Below are 17,446 nucleotides of genomic sequence, written 5' to 3'. Positions count from 1 at the left end.
CGCGCACTCTGCCGCCTCAGCAGCGCCGCCGCAAGCTGGTGCACACTCTCAGACACATAAGAAAAGGGGCCGGAAAACCGGCCCCTCAGGTTACGCGGGACGCAATCCTTACTGATTCATGTTGCTGCTGCCACTGGACGAGGACCCGCCCTGCTGCTGGAGGCGCAGATTGGTCGAGCCACTCTGGCCACCTCGCACGGCGCCGTTCGTGTTGACACGGCTGCGCGTCGTCACGGAGCCCGTCGCTTCCGGTGCGGAGGAGCGCTGGCGAACCGAGGTCGACACGTTCACGTCGCTCGACGGACGAACGCTCATTCGACGCTGCTCGATCGACACGCCGACGCGCGGAGATGCTTCGTGAACGTGGCGGACGGTTCGACGGGTAACGGACACGCTCGGCTCATTCACCTCGTAGCGACGCACGGTCTTGCGGCGAACCTCGACCGGCTCATGGACCACATAATGGCGACGCTTCTTGACGACGACTTTGGTCGACGGCGATTTCTTCGTCTTCACTACGATCTTCTTGGCGACGGGTTTCTTCTTGACGACTGTGCGATGGACCACAGTGTCAGGCTCGTCATAAGTCGTGACCGTCCGATGGCGGGTCACGGAAACGCTCGGCTCTTCCACAGCGTGGATCGAACGTGTCCGATGGACGGTGACATCGCGACGCTCGCCGGTCTCGACTCCTGCGCGGATGCCGCCATCGACACGGGTGCGAATACGGGTTTCCGATCCCGTGGAGGCGCCGCGCTCGCCCATGTGCTGACGAATGGTCGTGGACGATGAGGAACCGGGCCGAATCTGCGTATTGGCGGACGTATCAGGTGTTGCAGGCGTTTGGGCGTAGACCGTAGTGCCCAGAAGGGCCAGCCCGAGACCAAAAGCGATTTTCTTCATCGCGTTATCTCCTCCAAAACAATAAGTGGGGAGGAAACGCGACCTCTTTGCGCAGGTTCCTGATGAGGCAAATATTACGATCTCGTTATACTTCGTGAATACAGATGAATATCTGTTCAGGAAAGAGCGTAGGCAGCGAGATCGATCACTGGGCTGCGAAGCTGGAGCATTCTGCGTTCGGTATTGGGTGCATGTACAGCAGGACCGCCACCACATGCATGGCCCTAAGCGCCACTTTTGGATGCACTGTCGACATGACTCGTTAACTTGGCCTTAGGGTGTCATGCTACTAAAGCATAACAGACCTACAATATTACCACTCCTCTTCGGCATCGCACTCCCTTATATGCTGCATTGCACACGCAAGAGCAAAAGCCGCCGGTCACCCCGGGCCGGCTAACTTCAGGAGCTACCAATGTTCGTCACCTACATCCTCTCTAAGGTCCGCGCCTACCTTCGTTATCGCGAGACCGTCCGCGAGTTGTCGCAGCTGTCCGACCGCGAACTCGATGATCTGGGCATCTCCCGCTTCCAGATCGACAGCATCGCTCGTCAGCACGCTGTCGCGTAACTGATTGCTGCACTGCAGCGAAGGCCCTCGCCCGCCCTCCGGCGGGCGTTTGCTTGTCTGGACCCCTCTATCGCCCGCCCGAGACCGATACATTGGTGCCGGTGATGTAGGATGCGGCGTCCGACATGAGAAACAGGATCGCCTCGGCGATTTCCTCGGGCTCGCCGATTCGGTTCATCGGAATCTTCGCCCGGAACCGCTCGACGCGCTCCGCATCTCCGGTGCTCTTCTCATGGATCTCGGTCCGCGTGATTCCAGGCGAGACCGCATTCACCCGCACCCCCTGCCCTGCCAGCTCCTGCGAGAGGCCGATCGTCAGCGCATCGACGGCAGCTTTCGATGCCGCATACCAAACGTATTCACCAGCGCTTCCGAGGCGCGAGGCGACGGAGGAGATGTTGACGATCGAGCCTCCTGGTCCGCCATTTTCCTTAGAAAGGCGTCGGGCGGCCTCGCGGGCCACCCAGAGCGCACCGAGGACATTGATATCGATACAGGCACGGATGGTCTCGTCGGACGCGCTCTCGAGCCGGCTCGAACGCCCCGTGATCCCGGCATTGTTGACCACATGCGAGACGGGCCCGAGGCCCGCCTGTGCTTCATCGAAAACACGGATCACATCTGCGGACACGGCCATGTCGCCCTGGCATATGACAGCAGCGGCTCCCGCGTCGCGACAGACCCGCGCCACCAGCTCCGCGGCATCGCGCTCCGAACGGTAATTGATCGCCACGTCATAGCCGCGCTGGGCAGCCAGTTGCGCCACCGCAGCGCCTATGCCGCGGCTCGCCCCTGTTATAAGCACGATGGGTCGCTGTGAGGCCATGATCCTGAATCTGTCCGTGAATGGGAATGGCTTAGCTTGACCCGGACCGCCCGTAGGGTCAACAAAGCGCCGTACGAGAGGAATACGATGAGCAAGCTTCAACCGATCCATGTGGTAGGCGGCGGCCTCGCAGGCTCCGAGGCGTCCTGGCAGATCGCCCAGGCCGGTGTTCCCGTGGTTCTGCACGAAATGCGGCCCGTGCGCGGCACCGATGCGCACAAGACCGATGGTCTGGCCGAACTCGTCTGCTCCAACTCCTTCCGCTCGGACGACGCCGAGACGAACGCGGTCGGCCTGCTGCACCAGGAGATGCGTTCGCTGGGCTCTCTGATCATGGCGAAGGGCGACGCCCACCAGGTGCCCGCCGGCGGCGCTCTGGCTGTGGACCGGGACGGCTTTTCGGACGCCGTCACCGGGGCCCTGGAAGCGCATCCCCTGGTAACCATCGAGCGTGGCGAGATCGCCGGGCTGCCGCCGGAAGACTGGTCTTCCGTGATCGTCGCGACCGGCCCCCTCACCTCGCCCGCCCTGGCCGAAGCCGTTCTGTCGCTCACGGGGGAGAAGGAGCTCGCCTTCTTCGACGCCATCGCCCCGATCGTGTACCGCGAATCCATCAACATGGACGTGGCGTGGTTCCAGTCGCGCTACGACAAGGTGGGACCAGGCGGCACAGGAAAGGACTACATCAACTGCCCGATGACGAAGGAGCAGTACGAGGCCTTCGTCGATGCGCTGCTGACCGGCGACAAGACCGAGTTCAAGGATTGGGAGAACACCCCTTACTTCGACGGCTGCCTGCCGATCGAGGTCATGGCAGAGCGCGGCCGCGAGACCCTTCGCCACGGCCCCATGAAGCCGGTGGGCCTCACCGATCCACGCAATCCCGACGTCAAGCCCTATGCCATCGTGCAACTGCGCCAGGACAATGCGCTGGGCACCCTGTTCAACATGGTCGGCTTCCAGACGAAGCTGAAATATGGCGCACAGACCGGCATCTTCCGCATGATCCCGGGCCTGGAGAATGCGGAGTTCGCCCGTCTCGGCGGCATCCACCGCAACACCTACCTCAATTCACCAAAGCTGCTCGATCCGACGCTTCGCCTCCAGGCCATGCCGCGGCTTCGCTTCGCCGGTCAGATCACGGGCTGCGAAGGCTATGTGGAAAGCGCGGCCATCGGATTGATGACCGGACGCTTCGCGGCAGCGGAACGCCTTGGGCGGGCATTGCCCCCTCTGCCGGCAACGACGGCGCTCGGCGCCCTCATCAACCACATCACCGGCGGCCATATCGAGACCATCGATGAAGGTCCCCGCTCCTTCCAGCCGATGAACGTCAATTTCGGCCTCTTCCCGCCGATCACGTTCACGGCCAAGGACGAAAACGGCAAGCGGCTGCGCGGCCCAGCGAAAACCATCGCCAAGAAGCGTGCCCTGACCGACCGTGCCCGGGCGGATCTTGCGGCCTGGAAAGCCGGGCAGGATATGCCGGCGGCGGCTGAGTGAGCGGTAAGTCCTGGGTGATTGGCGGCGCACTGTCATTCCGGGACAGCGCACAGCGCTGGGCCCGGAACCCATAGCCGCTAGCGTTTCAGAATTGAGAGCAGCGGCTATCGTCATGCTCTATTCTTCAACGTTGGAGTTTATCGGCCCCGTGCTCCGCTACGCGGCTCCGGAATGACGAGTGAAATCAAAATCCTCCCCGCCATAGCACCCAGATCTTGCGCCAACGGGGCAGGTCGACCTCCGTGTGGAAGGGGTCGTAATCCGGGCGCTCCATGGCTTTAAGATAGGGCTCCACGAGGGCGAGGACACGGAAGGCCGGCTGAGCCTCCGATGGAATCGTGGGGCGCAGGGTTCTGACCTGATCGAGATGACGGCGCACGACGGCGCGGAGATCCGCAAGCGCCCCTCTCAGGCCGGGCCCTCCCCGTCCGGTCACGATGTCCTCCCGCACGACGCCGTGACGCTCCAAAATGTCGGCGGGGATATAGATCTGGCCGTGACGGGCGTGCCATGGAAAAGCTCGCAGCAGGCCAGTCACCGCATAAGCAACGCCCGCGTGCCCCGCTGCATCGGCGTTCCGCGGATCGACTCCGTTCATCAGCACAATGCTTGCCAGACGAAAGAGGCTCGACGCGGTTTCCCCGCAATATCCTTCGAGATCGTTGAGGGTCGGCATCAGGTCGTCGTAGAGATCGAAGATCCGGGCGTCGATGAGGTCGACAAGGGCCGCGCGTGGCAGCTTGAACTTGACGATCGTGTCGTCGAGGGCGGCCACGATGGGATTGGCCCTGACATCGCCCCGCGCCTCGCCCTGCAGCGCATCGCGCCACCATTGCAGGCGGATCTCGCCGAGCATCGCCTCGCGCACGGAATCCCTCACGCGGGCGATTTCGTAGCTGAAAGCGTGCAGAGCATGGAGATGTGGCCGCTTGTCGGCCGGAGCGAACTGGCTCGCCCAGAACCGGTCCGGATCAGCTTCGCGGACGAGCGCCTCGCAGTGGGAATAGGCGAAGATCAGGTCGTCGGAGGCCATTTCAGGGTACGGCGATAAGCGCTGCCGCAACCTTGCGGTTCTCGGCGAGCAGGATGTTGTAGGTGCGCGCAGCAGCGCCGCTCTGCATCACGTCGAGGCCGATGCGGCGCTCCCGGAATTGCAGGCGCAGGCTCTCCGGCAGGGCTGCGACATCAACACCGGTGCCGAGGAGAAAGAACTCGATCTCCTCCGCCTCAGCGAAGACAGGCGCGAGAGACTCAACCGTGATCTCGGCGACCGATGAAACCGGCCACGCCCTGATGCCCGAAGGCAGGATCAGGATGGAGCCACGATGAGACATGTCCGCGAAGCGGAAGCCACCGTTGCCGTAGGCGTCGATGGGATAACGCCCCGGCACGAAGCCGTCGTAGGTACGACCGCCGCTCATGCGTCTCACTCCGCCGGAGCGACCTTGCCCTCTGGAGCTTTGACCGTCTCGGAACTGCGAAGACCGATATAGATCAGCATCGGCGACGAGATGAAAATCGCGGAATAGGTACAGATCACGACGCCGTAGAGCATCACCTGCGCGAAGCCTTCGATCGCCCGGCCGCCGAAGATCACCAGGGCCAGCAGAGACAGCGCCGTCGTGGTCGCCGTCATCACCGTGCGCGACATGGTGGTGTTGATCGACAGGTTCAAAAGCTCCGTCACCGGCATGGTCTTGTAGCGGCGCATGAGCTCACGTGTGCGGTCGAACACCACCACGGTCTCGTTCAGCGAGTAGCCGACGATCGTGAGGATCGCGGCGATCGACGTCATGTTGAACTCGTGCCGCGTGATGACGAAGAAGCCAACCGTCAGCACGATGTCATGCAGGGTCCCGACGATGGCACCGATGGCAAGCTCGCGCTCGAAGCGGAACCAAAGATAGAACAGGACCGCGATGACCGACAGGATGATGCCGATGGTGCCCGATTGGACGAGCTCACCCGACACGCGTGGGCCGACGGTTTCGACACGCTGGAAGTCGTAATCGTTGCCGAAGGTGTCGCGCGCCTTCTGCACCACGGCGCTCTGGGCAGCCTCGCCGCCTTCCTGGATGGGGAAGCGCAACGACAGGCCGCCGGCGGTGCCGAATTCCTGCACCTCCACATCGCCGAAGCCGAAGCCCTGTGCCGTCTGGCGGATCTGGGCGACGTCCGAATGGCCGGACTTCGACTGCAGCTCCATGAGCGTTCCGCCCTTGAAGTCGATGCCGAAATTCAGCCCGATCGTGAGCAGCACAAGGATCGTCAGGAGCGACAGGGTCGCCGATAACGGGAATGAGAAGCGCCGAAGGCGCATGAAGTCGAAATGGGCGTGTTCGGGCCAGATGCGGATGAGGCGCACGATATAAATTCCTTAGAAAGGAAGGGCTTTCGGACGCATCCAATGATACCAGAGCGCAATCATCATGCGCGTCAGGGTCACGGCGGTGATCACCGTCGTCAGGATGCCGAGAATGAAGACCACGGCGAAGCCGCGCACCGGCCCCGATCCGAGGAAGAACAGGATGACCGCGGCGATCGCCATGGTGCTGTTCGAATCCACGATCGTGGCAAAGGCACGCTCGAAGCCGGCCTGAATGGCGGACGGAATCGAGCGTCCGGCGTGCTGCTCCTCGCGGATGCGCTCATAGATCAGCACGTTCGAGTCGACGGCCGTACCGATGGTGAGCACGATGCCGGCGATGCCGGGCAAGGTCAGCGTCGCCTCGAGGACGGACATCAGGCCGAAGATCAGGCCGACGTGAACCAGGAGTGCGATGTTCGCGAAGAGGCCGAACAGGCCATAAGTCGCGAACATGAAGATCATGACCAGAATGGCCGCGACGTAGGTCGCCTTCTTGCCCGCTTCGATGGAGTCCTTGCCGAGGCCTGGGCCGACGGTTCGTTCCTCGACGACGGTCAGCTTCGCCGGCAGGGCGCCGGCGCGCAGGAGAACCGCGAGGTCCTGGGCCTGCTGCACCGTGAAGCGGCCCGAGATCTGGCCCGATCCGCCGGTAATCGCCGTCTGAATGGTCGGGGCCGAGATCACCTCGTTATCCAGCACGATGGCGAGTGGACGGCCGATGTTCTCGGATGTCGCTTGGCCGAAGCGCTGAGCGCCGCGGATATTGAAGCGGAAGTTGACGATCGGCTCGTTGGTGCGGCTGTCGAAGGCCGGCTGGGCATCGACGAGGTCGCCGCCCTCGACGATCACCCGGCGCTCGACCGGCACTTTCTGCCCGCCGGCATCGCGCATGGGGAGCATGTCGACATCGGTGGCGCCCTGCTGCCCGAGCATGCGGAATTCGAGCTTGGCGGTCCGGCCGAGAAGCTCCTTCAGGCGCTGGGGATCCTGCAGGCCGGGGACCTGGACGAGGACACGGTCCGCCCCCTGGCGCTGAATGCTCGGCTCGGTGGTTCCGCCGAAGTCGATACGCTTGCGGATGACCTCGATCGATTGATCGACGGCGCGGCGCACCTTCTCGTTGGTGCCGGCATCCGTATAGGTGAGCGTGATCAGCCCATCCGGCGTGGTCGTGACGTCGAGGTCCCGATTGCCGCCCTGGCCGAGTACCGTATTGCCGATCGGCTGGGACAGCTCACGCAGGCGCGGCAGGATCTTGTCCCGGTCAGCCTGATCCGGCACCCGGATCTGGATGCCGCGTGGATTGAGCTGGATGCCGCCCTGCGGGTTGACCCGAGCCTCACGGAGCACCCGGCGCACGTCATCGCGAAGCTGGGTGCTCTGCGTGCGCAGAAGATCCGGGACGTCAACCTCGAGCAGGACGTGAGAACCGCCCTGCAGATCGAGGCCGAGCACGACGGCACGGGACGGGATCAGCCACGAGGGAACCCAGTTCGGCACGGAGCGCAGGAAAGCTTCGCGCTCCTCGCGACCCATCAAGCTCGGAACGGCGAGAAGAAGGCCGATCAGGATGACCGCCATCGTGGCGATGATCTTGGTTCTCGAGAAGCGCAACATCGTCAACTCAACCTTTTCTGGGAGCGGCCGCGATCAGGCCTTGACCGGCTCGCTCTTCGCCCGGACCTCGGAGATATTAGCGCGGGCGATCTTCACCTTTACGCCATCGGCGATCTCGACCTCGATATCGGAGCTGTCCTCGAGCACGCGGGTCACCTTGCCGATGATCCCACCGGAGGTCACGATCGTGTCGCCGCGGCGCACATTCTTGATCATCTCCTGATGATCCTTCACCCGGCGCTGCTGCGGCCGAATGATCAGGAACCACATAATGACGAAAATGAGGATGAAGGGCACGAGATTCGTGGCCAACGACATCATGTCTGACCCGGCGGGGGCCCCTTGCGCGAAGGCGGGCGTAATGAACAAGCGGCTCTCCATGGAGTAAGGCGCGTGGCAGGCTCTTTCGGCCCACCCGCGCCGGACAGGGTTGGAACGCGGCGGACTATACCCATCGACTTCACGAAATCAATGAAGTTGCCGGGATTTCCAGAGCGCGCCTCCATGGACGATGCTCTGCATCCGCGTTAAGCAAGGCTTTTATTCAACGAAAGCGCCATGGCCAAGCCTCTTTCCGACCCATCGACCGTCCCGCCTGCATCCTCTCCCCTCGCCGCGCCGGAGGCTGTGGACCTGTTACGACGCATCGCAGACGCCTTGGATCGCCTCTCGCCGGCGGGGCGGGTTCACGCAGATTTTACAGCTGCAGACGCATTCGTATGGCAGGCGGCAGCCCGGCGGCTGGCTCCGGTGCCGAAGGTGAACCGGGTCGAGATGAGCCTCCTGCGCGGAATCGACCGCGTGCGCGACACCTTGGCGGAGAATACCCGCCGCTTCGCCTCGGGTCTTCCGGCGAACAACGCGCTGCTCTGGGGCGCGCGCGGCATGGGCAAGTCCTCCCTCGTGAAGGCGGTCCATGCGGAGATCAATCACGTTCGGGCGGCCGAATCGCGCGCCCTCAAGCTGATCGAGATCCATCGCGAGGACATCGAGACCTTGCCAGACCTGATGGCCCTGCTGCGCGCCGATCCGCATCGCTTCGTGATCTTCTGCGACGACCTTTCCTTCGATTCCGACGATACCTCGTACAAGTCCCTGAAAGCGGTTCTGGAAGGCGGCATCGAAGGCCGTCCCGACAACGTCATCTTCTATGCCACGTCGAACCGTCGCCACCTGCTGCCGCGCGACATGATGGACAACGAGCGCTCGACCGCGATCAACCCGGGCGAAGCCATCGAGGAAAAGGTGTCGCTGTCGGATCGCTTCGGCCTGTGGCTCGGCTTTCACAAATGCAGCCAGGACGAGTATCTCGACATGGTCTTCGGCTACGTGGACCATCTCGGCCTGGGAGAAGACCGCGACACCATCCGCGCCGAGGCGCTCGAATGGGCCACCACCCGCGGCGCCCGGTCGGGCCGCACGGCGTGGCAATACATCCAGGACCTCGCCGGACGGCAGGGAAAGGCGATTTGAGCCACCATTGTCATTCCGGGGCCGCGTCAGCGGAACCCGGAACCCATAATCGCTGACGCTTCAGGAAGAAGCGCAACGGGCCTGGATGTTTTCTATCTAAATCGTTGGCGATTATGGGTTCCGGGCCTGGTCCTTTCGGACCATCCCGGAATGACGGCAGCGGCGCCGATAAAAAACAAAGGGACGGCGGCTGAGCTCCGCCGTCCCCTCACGCGATCGGTTCGGGTACCGAAATCCGATCAAGCTGGAATTGGATCAGCCGCCGAGATGCTTGAGCGGGTCGACCGGCGACGCCCCCTTGCGGATCTCGAAGTGGAGCTGGGGCGACGTCACGTTGCCGGTCTGACCGGAGGTCGCGATCACTTGGCCGCGTTTCACCTGCTCGCCACGCTTCACGTTGAGCGAACCGTTATGGGCGTAGGCCGAAACGAAGCCGTTCTCGTGCCGGATCAGGACCAGGTTGCCGTAGCCCTTCACCTCGCTTCCCGCATAAGTGACGGTTCCGGCCTCGGCGGCCTTGACGGGCGTTCCTTCGGGAACTGCGATATTGATGCCTTCGTTGCCGCCATTCGCTCCGAATCCCGCGATGACGCGGCCGCGGGCCGGCCAACGGAAATCGCCTGAGGAATCGGCGACGCTAGCGGTCTGATCCGGTTCCTGGACCTTTGCAGGCTGGGCCACCGGCGCGGCGGCAACGGCCGGCGCCGCGGGCTGGGGCTGAGGCACTGCTGCGACCGCTACTTTCTGCGGCTCGACCGGCTTCGGCGCGGAGACGAGCGGCTCGGTGCCGGCCGTCGCGATCTTGACTGGAGCAGGCGCAGGAGCGGCCCTCATCGGGACCGGAGCGACGGGCTCGGACTTCGCGACAGCCATGCCGGGCCGGACGCGCTTGGGAGCTTCCGCAGTTTCGTTAGGGACAGCCTCGCCCTTCTTGTTCTCGACGAGACGGAATTTCGGCTGACCCGCGGGGGCAGCAGGAGTCGGTGCAACCGGACGGGCCGGAGCGGCGGAGGCCACTTGGGTGCCCGACGCGCTATAGACCGGGATCACCAGTTGCTGACCGGGCCGAACCTGGCTCGGGCTCGACAAGCCGCTCGCTGCCAGAATCGCGTTTGAAGGCACGCCATAGCGCTGGGAAATCGCATTGAGGTTATCGTTGCCGCCGACCGTGATGGTCGTACCGCCCGCCGCCGACCAGCCCGCCGGTCCGCCTGCCGGCGCCCTGACGGGTGCCGCGGCGACCTGGGCCGGTTGAGACAGGGGCTGTGCCTGGACAGGAGGCAAGGCCTGCGACTGGATGGGAGCGGTCGGCATGGCCGATGCCATCTGCTGCGGCTGGGCCGCCGGCGCCGCGGCGACGCTCTGACCGGAATCGAAACGATCGCTTGCGGAAAATGGGTTCGAGAACGGATTATCCGCGAACCGCACTGTGTCCGAACTACAGGCTGCGGCGGCGCTGCCGATCACGCTTACAAGAGCAATTCGCGAAATCGCGACCCAATGCCCGGAACTCCTACGCTGCCGCATCACTCAAAACCCCAACCGACGCAACTCGATGGCGGCATTAAAAGCCTATTGAGGTTAAGCAACCGTTTCCGGCCCGAATTTTGTCGTAACCGTAAGCAGAAATTTTCAACCTGGTGCCTGTTTACAGTGTCTTGGCGACACCGCGCATCAGCGGCGCCAGACGCAAGGTCGGGCCAGGATCCTGCCGGAGCGCGCCATCCTCGGTCCGCTCCACGCGGACGAGACGCGGCACGCCATCGATCGTCAGCGCGCCGACAAGCCGCCCACCGGGCCCCAGATGAGCTGTGACGGCTTCGGGGATCTCGGACACGGCCCCGTTCAGCAGGATACGGTCGAACCGTTCGCGAGGGCGGATCTCCAGCCCGTCGCCGATCTCCATCCGCACGCGACCTGCCTCGACGATCTTGAGATGTTGCCTAGCGCTTTCGGCCAGGGTGTTGAAACGTTCGATGGTGAAGACCTCAGCTCCGAGCCGGGCCAGGAGCGCCGTCACGTAGCCGGTGCCCGTCCCGATTTCGAAAACACGCTGGCCGGACGCGACGCCGAGCCCCACCAGCATGGCGGCCACCGTCCTCGGACCGGTCATAGTCTGGCCGCAGGGCAGCGGCAGGGCAATGTCTGTTCGGGCAAGATCTGTGAAGCGGCGCGGCGCGAAGACCTCGCGCGGCACGAGCTCCATCGCGCGCAACAGCGCCGTATCGCGAATGCCTCTCGCCCGAAGCGACAGGATAAAGGAAGCCGTCTCGACCGCCTCGTCCTCCGCACGAAGATTCTCACGCCCGTCCGGCGGCAGATCGATCGGCTCCGGTCGCGGCGTGACATCCTTCATCGGATGGCGGGCCTGTTCATTCGAAGGCCTGCGCGTATCGGGTCAGGCTCGGCTCATCCGTCATGTCGAGGCGAAGCGGCGTGACTGCGATGCGGCGGTTGGCGATGGCCCAGAGATCGGTGCCGTTCCCCGGCGTGAACGGCTTCCGCTCGAAGGCGATCCAGTAATAGGGAATGCCGCGGCCGTCCTCGCGCTCGTCGAGACGCAGAAGTTCCTGTGTCCGCTGACCCTGGTTGCAGAGAGCAATTCCCTCCACCTCCTCCGGCTCGCAACCGGGAAAGTTGACGTTGATCAGAATTCCCTTGTCGATCCCGACATCCAGGATGCGCCGGATGACCTTCGGCCCGTGATGCTCGGCGCATTGCCACTTGAGATCGTGGCGGCGCGTGGGTCCATAGGCCTGGGAGAGCGCGATGGACGGAATGCCTAAGATCGTTCCCTCGATCGCGCCGGCGACGGTTCCGGAATAGCTGACATCCTCGGCGACGTTCTGGCCGCGATTGACGCCGGACAGAATGAGGTCGGGCCTATGATCCCGCATGAGATGGCGCACGCCCATGATGACGCAATCCGTGGGCGTTCCCTTGACCGCATAATGCTGACCGCCCACCTCGCGCAGGCGCAGCGGATCATTCAGCGACAGGGAATGCGCCACGCCGCTTTGATCCGTCTCCGGAGCCACGATCCAGACATCGTCGGACAAGGCGCGGGCGATGGCCTCCATGACCTTCAGGCCCGGCGCGTGAATGCCGTCATCGTTGGTGCAGAGGATCCGCATCTCAGTCCTGCCGTTCCAGGCGTGTCATGCCGCCCATATACGGCTGGAGTGCCAACGGAATCGTGACGCTGCCATCCTCGTTCTGATAGTTTTCCAGCACCGCCACCAGCGTGCGGCCGACCGCGAGGCCGGATCCGTTGAGGGTATGCACGAAGCGCGGTCCCTTCCCGTCCGCCGTGCGATAGCGGGCGTTCATGCGCCTCGCCTGGAAATCGGTGCAGACCGAGCAGCTCGAAATCTCCCGGTACATCCCCTGCCCCGGCAGCCAGACCTCGATGTCGTAGGTCTTGGCGGAGGCAAAGCCCATGTCGCCCGTGCAGAGGGTCATGGTGCGGAACGGAAGATCGAGCTTCTTCAGCACATTCTCGGCGCTGGTCAGCATGCGCTCATGCTCGTCGCTAGAGGTCTCCGGCGTGGTGATGGAAACGAGCTCGCATTTGACGAACTGGTGCTGGCGGATCATGCCGCGCGTATCGCGTCCGGCCGCACCGGCCTCCGCACGGAAGCTCGGCGTCAAAGCCGTGAAGCGCAAGGGAAGCTCTTCTTCGGAGAGGATCTGCTCGCGGACGAGATTGGTCAGCGAGACTTCCGCCGTCGGGATCAATCCGTAACGCGCTTCTTTGATGGCGGCCAGGAGCGCATCCTTCGTCGGTCCAGCGGCGGCTAGGGCGACTATGTTCTCCAATGCAGAGCCGGGAAGCGCCCAGAACTGATCGTCTTCGAATTTCGGCAGCTGCGCGGTGCCGAACATGGTGTTGTCGCGGACGAGCAGCGGCGGATTGATCTCGGTGTAGCCGTGATCGTTCACATGCAGATCGATCATGAACTGGCCGAGCGCCCGTTCAAGCCGTGCGAGCCCCGATTTGAGAACGACGAAGCGCGAACCGGAAATCCGGGCCGCTGCCTCGAAATCCATCATGCCGAGCGCTTCGCCGATCTCGAAATGCTGCTTCGAGCTGTTCTGGGTTCGCGGCGCTCCGATGCGGTGGCGCTCGACATTGCCGTTCTCATCCTCACCGAAGGGCACCTCGTCCTTCGGAATGTTGGGAATGGCCGCCAGCGCATCGAACAGCACCTTCTCGGCGTCCCGCTCCTCCTGCTCCAGCTGGGGGGCGCTTTCCTTGAGGCGCGCCACTTCGGCCATCAGCTCCTGGGCCCGGGCCTCGTCCTTCTTGGCCTTGGCCTGCCCGATCTCCTTCGAGAGCGCATTGCGGCGCTCGAGGGTCGTCTGGAGGGCAGAAACCGCAGCCTTGCGCCGGTCGTCGAGAGCGATCAGGGAGGCGGACAGAGGCTCCATGCCCCGACGCTGGAGGCCTTTGTCGAAAGCCGCGGGATTGTCGCGAATGGAACGAATGTCATGCATGGGACCGACCGTGCTGCGAGAGGTGGCCCATCTTGGAATCGGCCGCCCTGTTCAGAATGCCAAGGGTGGCGGCCGACGGGAAGGAACAAGACCTATCCGGCAGCCGCGCGTGCGGCCTCGGCTTCCGCACGCTGCTTCTCCACCCAGCGGACGGAGAAGATGGACGCCTCGTAAAGAAGCAAGGTGGGGACCGCAAGGGCGAACTGGCTGATCACGTCCGGCGGCGTCAGGACAGCGGCTAGGATGAACACCACGACGATGGCGTAACGGCGCTTGCTCTTGAGGAAGTCCGAGTCGATCAATCCGGCCCGGGCCAGGAGCGTGAGCACCACGGGCAGCTGGAAACAGATCCCGAAGGCGAAGATCAGGGTCATGATCAGCGAGAGATATTCGCTCACCTTGGGCAGGAACTCGATGCTCGGCGAGTTAGCGGTGGCCAGCTGCTGCATTCCAACCGAGAAGCGCATGAGCAGCGGCATCGCGATGAAGTACACGACCGCCGCACCGATGGCGAAGAGGATCGGCGTCGCGAACAGATAAGGCACGAAAGCCTTACGCTCGTTCTTGTAGAGGCCGGGCGCGACGAACTTGTAGATCTGGATCGCGATGACGGGGAAAGCCAGGAAGCCCGCTCCGAAGGCTGCCACCTGGATCTGCGTGAAAAGGAATTCCAGGCCGTGCGTATAGACGAGGTGCGCCTTCTCCGGCGAGCCGACGGCGATCACATAGGGCCAAACGAGGGCGTTGTAGATGTATCTCGCCCCTGCGAAGCAGATGAAGAACATCAGCACAAAAGCGACGAGCGCCTTGATCAGGCGGGCGCGCAACTCGATCAGATGCTCGATCAGGGGCGCGCGCGACGCCTCGACCTCGTCCTCTTCGGCGGTCGTCATTCGGATTTCGCGTCAGGTTTGTCTGTCGCCGGCGCAGCCGGAGCGGTCGAGGGCGGCTGGGCCGCTCCTGCGTTGGCTTCGGCTTCTTGCTTCAGGACGGTGGCGATGGATTCCGCCGGATCGACGATAGGCGGAGCGGAAGGGATGGGAAGAGCAGCGAGCGGATCGACAGGCGCCGGCGGATTCGCCTCTCCGCGACCTTGGGCCATGGCTTCCGAGACGGCAGCTGTCGGGCTCGGCTCCTGGGAAGCTGGCGGAGAAGCGGGGCTGGCGCCAGGGGTGGCAGGAGTCTCGATGGCGCCCTTCAACTCGTCCCGGATCGTCTGTATCGGGTTGAAGTTCCCGTTCATGGACGTCACCGAATCGTTGATGCCCTGCAACTGACGCTTGGCATCGTCGAGATCCGCCTCGCGCATGGCCTCCTGGAACTGGCCCTGGAACTCCGCCGCCATCCGGCGAAGTTTTCCCGTCACCTGCCCGACGGTGCGCAGCGCCCGCGGGAGATCCTTCGGACCGATGACGATCAGCGCCACGGCGCCAATGACCATCACCTCACCCCAGCTCATGTCAAACATGGCGCGGACCCAACCCTGCCTGGACGCTACTCGTCACCGCGAGGCACGCGCCTCGCGGAAAGCTCTATTCGGCGCTCAGCCAACCTTGTTGTTGGTCGTGGCCGTAGTGGTGGCAGTCGGCGCCGCCGCCTGATGGTCGATGGTCCGGACAGGCTCCGTCGGCTCGACGGGCTTGGAGGCGGTGTCGTCCTCGGCCATGCCCTTCTTGAAGGCTTTGATGCCCTTCGCCACGTCGCCCATCATGTCGGAAATCTTGCCGCGTCCGAACAACAGGACGACGATCAGACCCACGACGATCCAATGCCAGATACTCGCGCCACCCATGGCAATCCTCCTGCGCCTCTTCCGGGCGCGGCTCCTCAACTGAAACGTGCCGCCAACCTAGGGATCGGAGGCGGCGAAAACAAGGACATCCTTCGGATCGATCTCGATTCCCACATCCTGTCCTTCCTTAACGGGAACGGAATCGTGAATGCGAGCCTGCAGAGGCCTATCGACGCCCTGAACATCGATATGAATCATATCGACCTCTCCGAGGAAGCGTCGCGACGCCACACGCCCCGGAAGACAGAAGCCGGGTGGCTTGAGGCGAAGCCCCTGGGGCCGCACGCAAATCACCGCCGGACCATCGGAAAGACCGGGCGCCGGGAAGACGCCGACCGGACAAGATGCCTGCCCCCCTCTTACCACGCCCGGAATCTCGTTGAAATCACAGAAGAAGCGTGCGGCAAAAAGGCTGACCGGATGCTTGTAGATCTCCTCGGAGGTTCCCTCCTGGATCACGGCGCCGGCCCGCATGAGCACGATCCGATCGGCAATGCGCATCGCCTCCTCAGGGTCGTGGGTAACGACGATGGTGGTGGCGCCCGTCTCGCGCAGGATTGCAACGGTCTCGTCACGGATCGCATCGCGCATGCGACGGTCGAGGTTCGAGAAGGGCTCGTCCATGAGGAGAACCCCTGGACGAGGCGCGATGGAGCGCGCCAGCGCCACCCGCTGTTGCTCGCCGCCCGAAAGGGTATGCGGGAACTCGTCCGCATAATGGTCGAGCCCAACGCGGGAAAGGGCCCGGTGTGCCGCGACATTGGCTTCGGATGCCGAGAGGCCCCGCAGGCCGAACATGACGTTCTGTAGGATCGTCATGTGGGGAAACAGCGCATAATCCTGGAACATCAGCCCGATGCCGCGCCGCTCTGGTTCGACATAGGCATCGGGGCCGCTCACCTCGCGGCCGTCCATCAGGACACGGCCGGAGGTCGGGGTTTCGACCCCGGCCGCAATGCGCAGCAAAGTGGTCTTGCCGCAGCCGGAATGGCCGAGAAGACAGACGAGTTCTCCCGGCTCGACCGTCAGGGACACCCCATCGAGGGCCCGCATGTCGCCATAGCTCTGGACGATGTTCTCGAAGGCAAGCTGGGCTGGAATCGAGGCGCCGGCCGTTCCGCGCTGGCCCCAGAGGGGCAGACGGAACCGGTCCCGCACCTGAGCACGCTTCTGCATCATTCGCCGCCGGTCCCACCCTCATCGATGGAGAGCGGCTGAAAAAGCTCGTCGTGATCGAGGGGATCCTCGTCCTCCCGCAGGGCCTGGTCGTCGGACGGCACCGGAACCGAGAGGTCCGGCGGCACCCTGCCCTCGAGGAAGCCGGCGCCCTTGAGCTCTTCGAGGCCCGGAAGGTCCTCGATCGCATCGAGGCCGAAATGCTCCAGGAAATGAGGCGTCGTTCCATAGGTGACCGGGCGCCCGGGCGCCTTGCGACGGCCCCTCAGGCGGATCCAGCCCGTTTCGAGAAGCGTATCGAGAGTCCCCTTGGAGGTCGCGACGCCGCGGATCTCTTCGATCTCCGCCCGCGTCACCGGCTGGTGATAGGCGACGATTGCCAGCGTCTCCATGGCGGCACGGGACAGCTTGCGCTGCTCGACCACGTTGCGGGCGAGTACGAAGGCGAGATCACTGGCGGTGCGGAAAGCGAAGCGCCCGGCCACGCGGACGAGATGAACGCCCCGATCGGCATAAAGGGCCATCAGGTCTTCGAGGATCGCGCCGACATCGGCTCCTTCGGGCAGCCTTCCTGCGAGATCGTCAACGCTCAGCGGCGCGGCAGATGCGAACAGCAGCGCCTCCGCAATGCGCGTCGCCTCCCGATGATCCGGGACGGATGGGACATCGTCCTTCGAGACCTCCGGGGTCTCGTCGACAGTATCTTCGGTATCGTCCATG

The 17,446-nt window shown here is 63.8% G+C and carries 19 protein-coding genes; 3 read left to right on the top strand and 16 right to left on the bottom strand.

Annotated features, from left to right (window positions below):
• Positions 1-108 precede the first annotated feature (108 nt).
• The gene (locus tag K9B37_RS00600; protein WP_224310858.1) at positions 109-903 is read right to left on the bottom strand and encodes a hypothetical protein; all 795 of its coding nucleotides are present in this window, start codon (positions 901-903) and stop codon (positions 109-111) included.
• A gap of 415 nt (positions 904-1,318) precedes the next feature.
• On the opposite strand from K9B37_RS00600, the gene K9B37_RS00595 reads away from it, so the two are divergent.
• On the top strand, positions 1,319-1,474 hold the full coding sequence (locus K9B37_RS00595) for a DUF1127 domain-containing protein (protein ID WP_224310857.1): 156 nt from the start codon (positions 1,319-1,321) through the stop codon (positions 1,472-1,474).
• Positions 1,475-1,541: 67 nt separating this feature from the next.
• On the opposite strand, the gene K9B37_RS00590 is transcribed toward K9B37_RS00595, so the two are convergent.
• Entirely contained in the window at positions 1,542-2,300 is a 759-nt protein-coding gene (locus K9B37_RS00590; RefSeq protein ID WP_224310856.1) for a glucose 1-dehydrogenase, read from the bottom strand.
• A gap of 87 nt (positions 2,301-2,387) precedes the next feature.
• On the opposite strand from K9B37_RS00590, the gene trmFO reads away from it, so the two are divergent.
• A complete protein-coding gene (gene trmFO, locus K9B37_RS00585) occupies positions 2,388-3,803 on the top strand; it encodes a methylenetetrahydrofolate--tRNA-(uracil(54)-C(5))-methyltransferase (FADH(2)-oxidizing) TrmFO (protein WP_224310855.1) in 1,416 nt (471 codons plus the stop codon).
• Between the two features lie 184 nt (positions 3,804-3,987).
• On the opposite strand, the gene K9B37_RS00580 is transcribed toward trmFO, so the two are convergent.
• From K9B37_RS00580 to yajC, 5 genes are read right to left on the bottom strand one after another with little or no spacing between them, the layout of a single operon-like run.
• A complete protein-coding gene (locus K9B37_RS00580; protein ID WP_224310854.1) occupies positions 3,988-4,836 on the bottom strand; it encodes a phytoene/squalene synthase family protein in 849 nt (282 codons plus the stop codon).
• 1 nt (position 4,837) lies between these two features.
• A complete protein-coding gene (locus tag K9B37_RS00575; protein ID WP_224310853.1) occupies positions 4,838-5,224 on the bottom strand; it encodes an Mth938-like domain-containing protein in 387 nt (128 codons plus the stop codon).
• A gap of 5 nt (positions 5,225-5,229) precedes the next feature.
• On the bottom strand, positions 5,230-6,168 hold the full coding sequence (gene secF, locus K9B37_RS00570) for a protein translocase subunit SecF (protein WP_224310852.1): 939 nt from the start codon (positions 6,166-6,168) through the stop codon (positions 5,230-5,232).
• A 12-nt stretch (positions 6,169-6,180) separates the two neighbouring features.
• The gene (gene secD / locus K9B37_RS00565; RefSeq protein WP_224310851.1) at positions 6,181-7,788 is read right to left on the bottom strand and encodes a protein translocase subunit SecD; all 1,608 of its coding nucleotides are present in this window, start codon (positions 7,786-7,788) and stop codon (positions 6,181-6,183) included.
• A gap of 33 nt (positions 7,789-7,821) precedes the next feature.
• Entirely contained in the window at positions 7,822-8,109 is a 288-nt protein-coding gene (gene yajC / locus K9B37_RS00560) for a preprotein translocase subunit YajC (protein ID WP_224310850.1), read from the bottom strand.
• Positions 8,110-8,346: 237 nt separating this feature from the next.
• Here yajC and K9B37_RS00555 point away from each other — a divergent pair, with 237 nt between their 5' ends.
• Positions 8,347-9,261: an ATP-binding protein gene (locus K9B37_RS00555; protein WP_224310849.1), complete on the top strand. Its 915-nt coding sequence runs from the start codon at positions 8,347-8,349 to the stop codon at positions 9,259-9,261.
• A gap of 255 nt (positions 9,262-9,516) precedes the next feature.
• Here K9B37_RS00555 and K9B37_RS00550 read toward each other — a convergent pair whose 3' ends face one another.
• The 9 genes from K9B37_RS00550 to scpB all read right to left on the bottom strand — a co-directional run bounded on the left by K9B37_RS00550 (position 9,517) and on the right by scpB (position 17,445).
• A complete protein-coding gene (locus K9B37_RS00550) occupies positions 9,517-10,788 on the bottom strand; it encodes a M23 family metallopeptidase (RefSeq protein WP_224310848.1) in 1,272 nt (423 codons plus the stop codon).
• 121 nt (positions 10,789-10,909) lie between these two features.
• Positions 10,910-11,617, bottom strand: coding sequence for a protein-L-isoaspartate O-methyltransferase family protein (locus tag K9B37_RS00545; RefSeq protein ID WP_224310847.1), 708 nt, complete (start codon positions 11,615-11,617; stop codon positions 10,910-10,912).
• Between the two features lie 16 nt (positions 11,618-11,633).
• The gene (gene surE, locus K9B37_RS00540) at positions 11,634-12,395 is read right to left on the bottom strand and encodes a 5'/3'-nucleotidase SurE (RefSeq protein WP_224310846.1); all 762 of its coding nucleotides are present in this window, start codon (positions 12,393-12,395) and stop codon (positions 11,634-11,636) included.
• Between the two features lies 1 nt (position 12,396).
• Positions 12,397-13,758, bottom strand: coding sequence for a serine--tRNA ligase (gene serS, locus K9B37_RS00535; protein ID WP_224310845.1), 1,362 nt, complete (start codon positions 13,756-13,758; stop codon positions 12,397-12,399).
• Positions 13,759-13,850: 92 nt separating this feature from the next.
• Positions 13,851-14,651, bottom strand: coding sequence for a twin-arginine translocase subunit TatC (gene tatC / locus K9B37_RS00530; protein ID WP_224310844.1), 801 nt, complete (start codon positions 14,649-14,651; stop codon positions 13,851-13,853).
• On the bottom strand, positions 14,648-15,226 hold the full coding sequence (tatB, locus tag K9B37_RS00525) for a Sec-independent protein translocase protein TatB (protein ID WP_224310843.1): 579 nt from the start codon (positions 15,224-15,226) through the stop codon (positions 14,648-14,650). Before tatB ends, tatC begins: the two co-directional genes overlap by 4 nt.
• A 75-nt stretch (positions 15,227-15,301) precedes the next feature.
• Positions 15,302-15,550 (bottom strand): twin-arginine translocase TatA/TatE family subunit, encoded by a 249-nt coding sequence (locus tag K9B37_RS00520; RefSeq protein ID WP_224310842.1) that lies wholly within the window; start codon positions 15,548-15,550, stop codon positions 15,302-15,304.
• A 57-nt stretch (positions 15,551-15,607) separates the two neighbouring features.
• Positions 15,608-16,729 carry an ABC transporter ATP-binding protein gene (locus K9B37_RS00515; RefSeq protein WP_224310841.1) on the bottom strand — a complete coding sequence of 374 codons (1,122 nt, stop codon included), beginning with the start codon at positions 16,727-16,729 and terminating at the stop codon, positions 15,608-15,610.
• Positions 16,726-17,445, bottom strand: a complete 720-nt coding sequence (gene scpB / locus K9B37_RS00510) for an SMC-Scp complex subunit ScpB (RefSeq protein ID WP_224310840.1) — start codon at positions 17,443-17,445, stop codon at positions 16,726-16,728. The genes K9B37_RS00515 and scpB overlap by 4 nt, the downstream gene beginning before the upstream one ends.
• Position 17,446: the final 1 nt, after the last annotated feature.

The organism is Microvirga puerhi, from assembly GCF_020089865.1.
In the GTDB taxonomy this organism is placed as follows: Bacteria; Pseudomonadota; Alphaproteobacteria; order Rhizobiales; family Beijerinckiaceae; genus Microvirga; species Microvirga puerhi.
The sequence above is the reverse complement of the archived record's forward strand: the minus strand, read 5'-3'. Positions and strand labels throughout refer to the sequence as shown.

Bases quoted from the DNA above. Each gene is read 5' to 3' on its own strand.
- K9B37_RS00600 (WP_224310858.1), bottom strand. From the start codon at position 903: ATGAAGAAAATCGCTTTTGGTCTCGGGCTGGCCCTTCTGGGCACTACG.
- K9B37_RS00595 (WP_224310857.1), top strand. From the start codon at position 1,319: ATGTTCGTCACCTACATCCTCTCTAAGGTCCGCGCCTACCTTCGTTAT.
- K9B37_RS00590 (WP_224310856.1), bottom strand. From the start codon at position 2,300: ATGGCCTCACAGCGACCCATCGTGCTTATAACAGGGGCGAGCCGCGGC.
- trmFO (WP_224310855.1), top strand. From the start codon at position 2,388: ATGAGCAAGCTTCAACCGATCCATGTGGTAGGCGGCGGCCTCGCAGGC.
- K9B37_RS00580 (WP_224310854.1), bottom strand. From the start codon at position 4,836: ATGGCCTCCGACGACCTGATCTTCGCCTATTCCCACTGCGAGGCGCTC.
- K9B37_RS00575 (WP_224310853.1), bottom strand. From the start codon at position 5,224: ATGAGCGGCGGTCGTACCTACGACGGCTTCGTGCCGGGGCGTTATCCC.
- secD (WP_224310851.1), bottom strand. From the start codon at position 7,788: ATGTTGCGCTTCTCGAGAACCAAGATCATCGCCACGATGGCGGTCATC.
- yajC (WP_224310850.1), bottom strand. From the start codon at position 8,109: ATGATGTCGTTGGCCACGAATCTCGTGCCCTTCATCCTCATTTTCGTC.
- K9B37_RS00555 (WP_224310849.1), top strand. From the start codon at position 8,347: ATGGCCAAGCCTCTTTCCGACCCATCGACCGTCCCGCCTGCATCCTCT.
- K9B37_RS00550 (WP_224310848.1), bottom strand. From the start codon at position 10,788: ATGCGGCAGCGTAGGAGTTCCGGGCATTGGGTCGCGATTTCGCGAATT.
- K9B37_RS00545 (WP_224310847.1), bottom strand. From the start codon at position 11,617: ATGAAGGATGTCACGCCGCGACCGGAGCCGATCGATCTGCCGCCGGAC.
- surE (WP_224310846.1), bottom strand. From the start codon at position 12,395: ATGCGGATCCTCTGCACCAACGATGACGGCATTCACGCGCCGGGCCTG.
- serS (WP_224310845.1), bottom strand. From the start codon at position 13,758: ATGCATGACATTCGTTCCATTCGCGACAATCCCGCGGCTTTCGACAAA.
- tatC (WP_224310844.1), bottom strand. From the start codon at position 14,651: ATGACGACCGCCGAAGAGGACGAGGTCGAGGCGTCGCGCGCGCCCCTG.
- tatB (WP_224310843.1), bottom strand. From the start codon at position 15,226: ATGTTTGACATGAGCTGGGGTGAGGTGATGGTCATTGGCGCCGTGGCG.
- K9B37_RS00520 (WP_224310842.1), bottom strand. From the start codon at position 15,550: ATGGGTGGCGCGAGTATCTGGCATTGGATCGTCGTGGGTCTGATCGTC.
- K9B37_RS00515 (WP_224310841.1), bottom strand. From the start codon at position 16,729: ATGATGCAGAAGCGTGCTCAGGTGCGGGACCGGTTCCGTCTGCCCCTC.
- scpB (WP_224310840.1), bottom strand. From the start codon at position 17,445: ATGGACGATACCGAAGATACTGTCGACGAGACCCCGGAGGTCTCGAAG.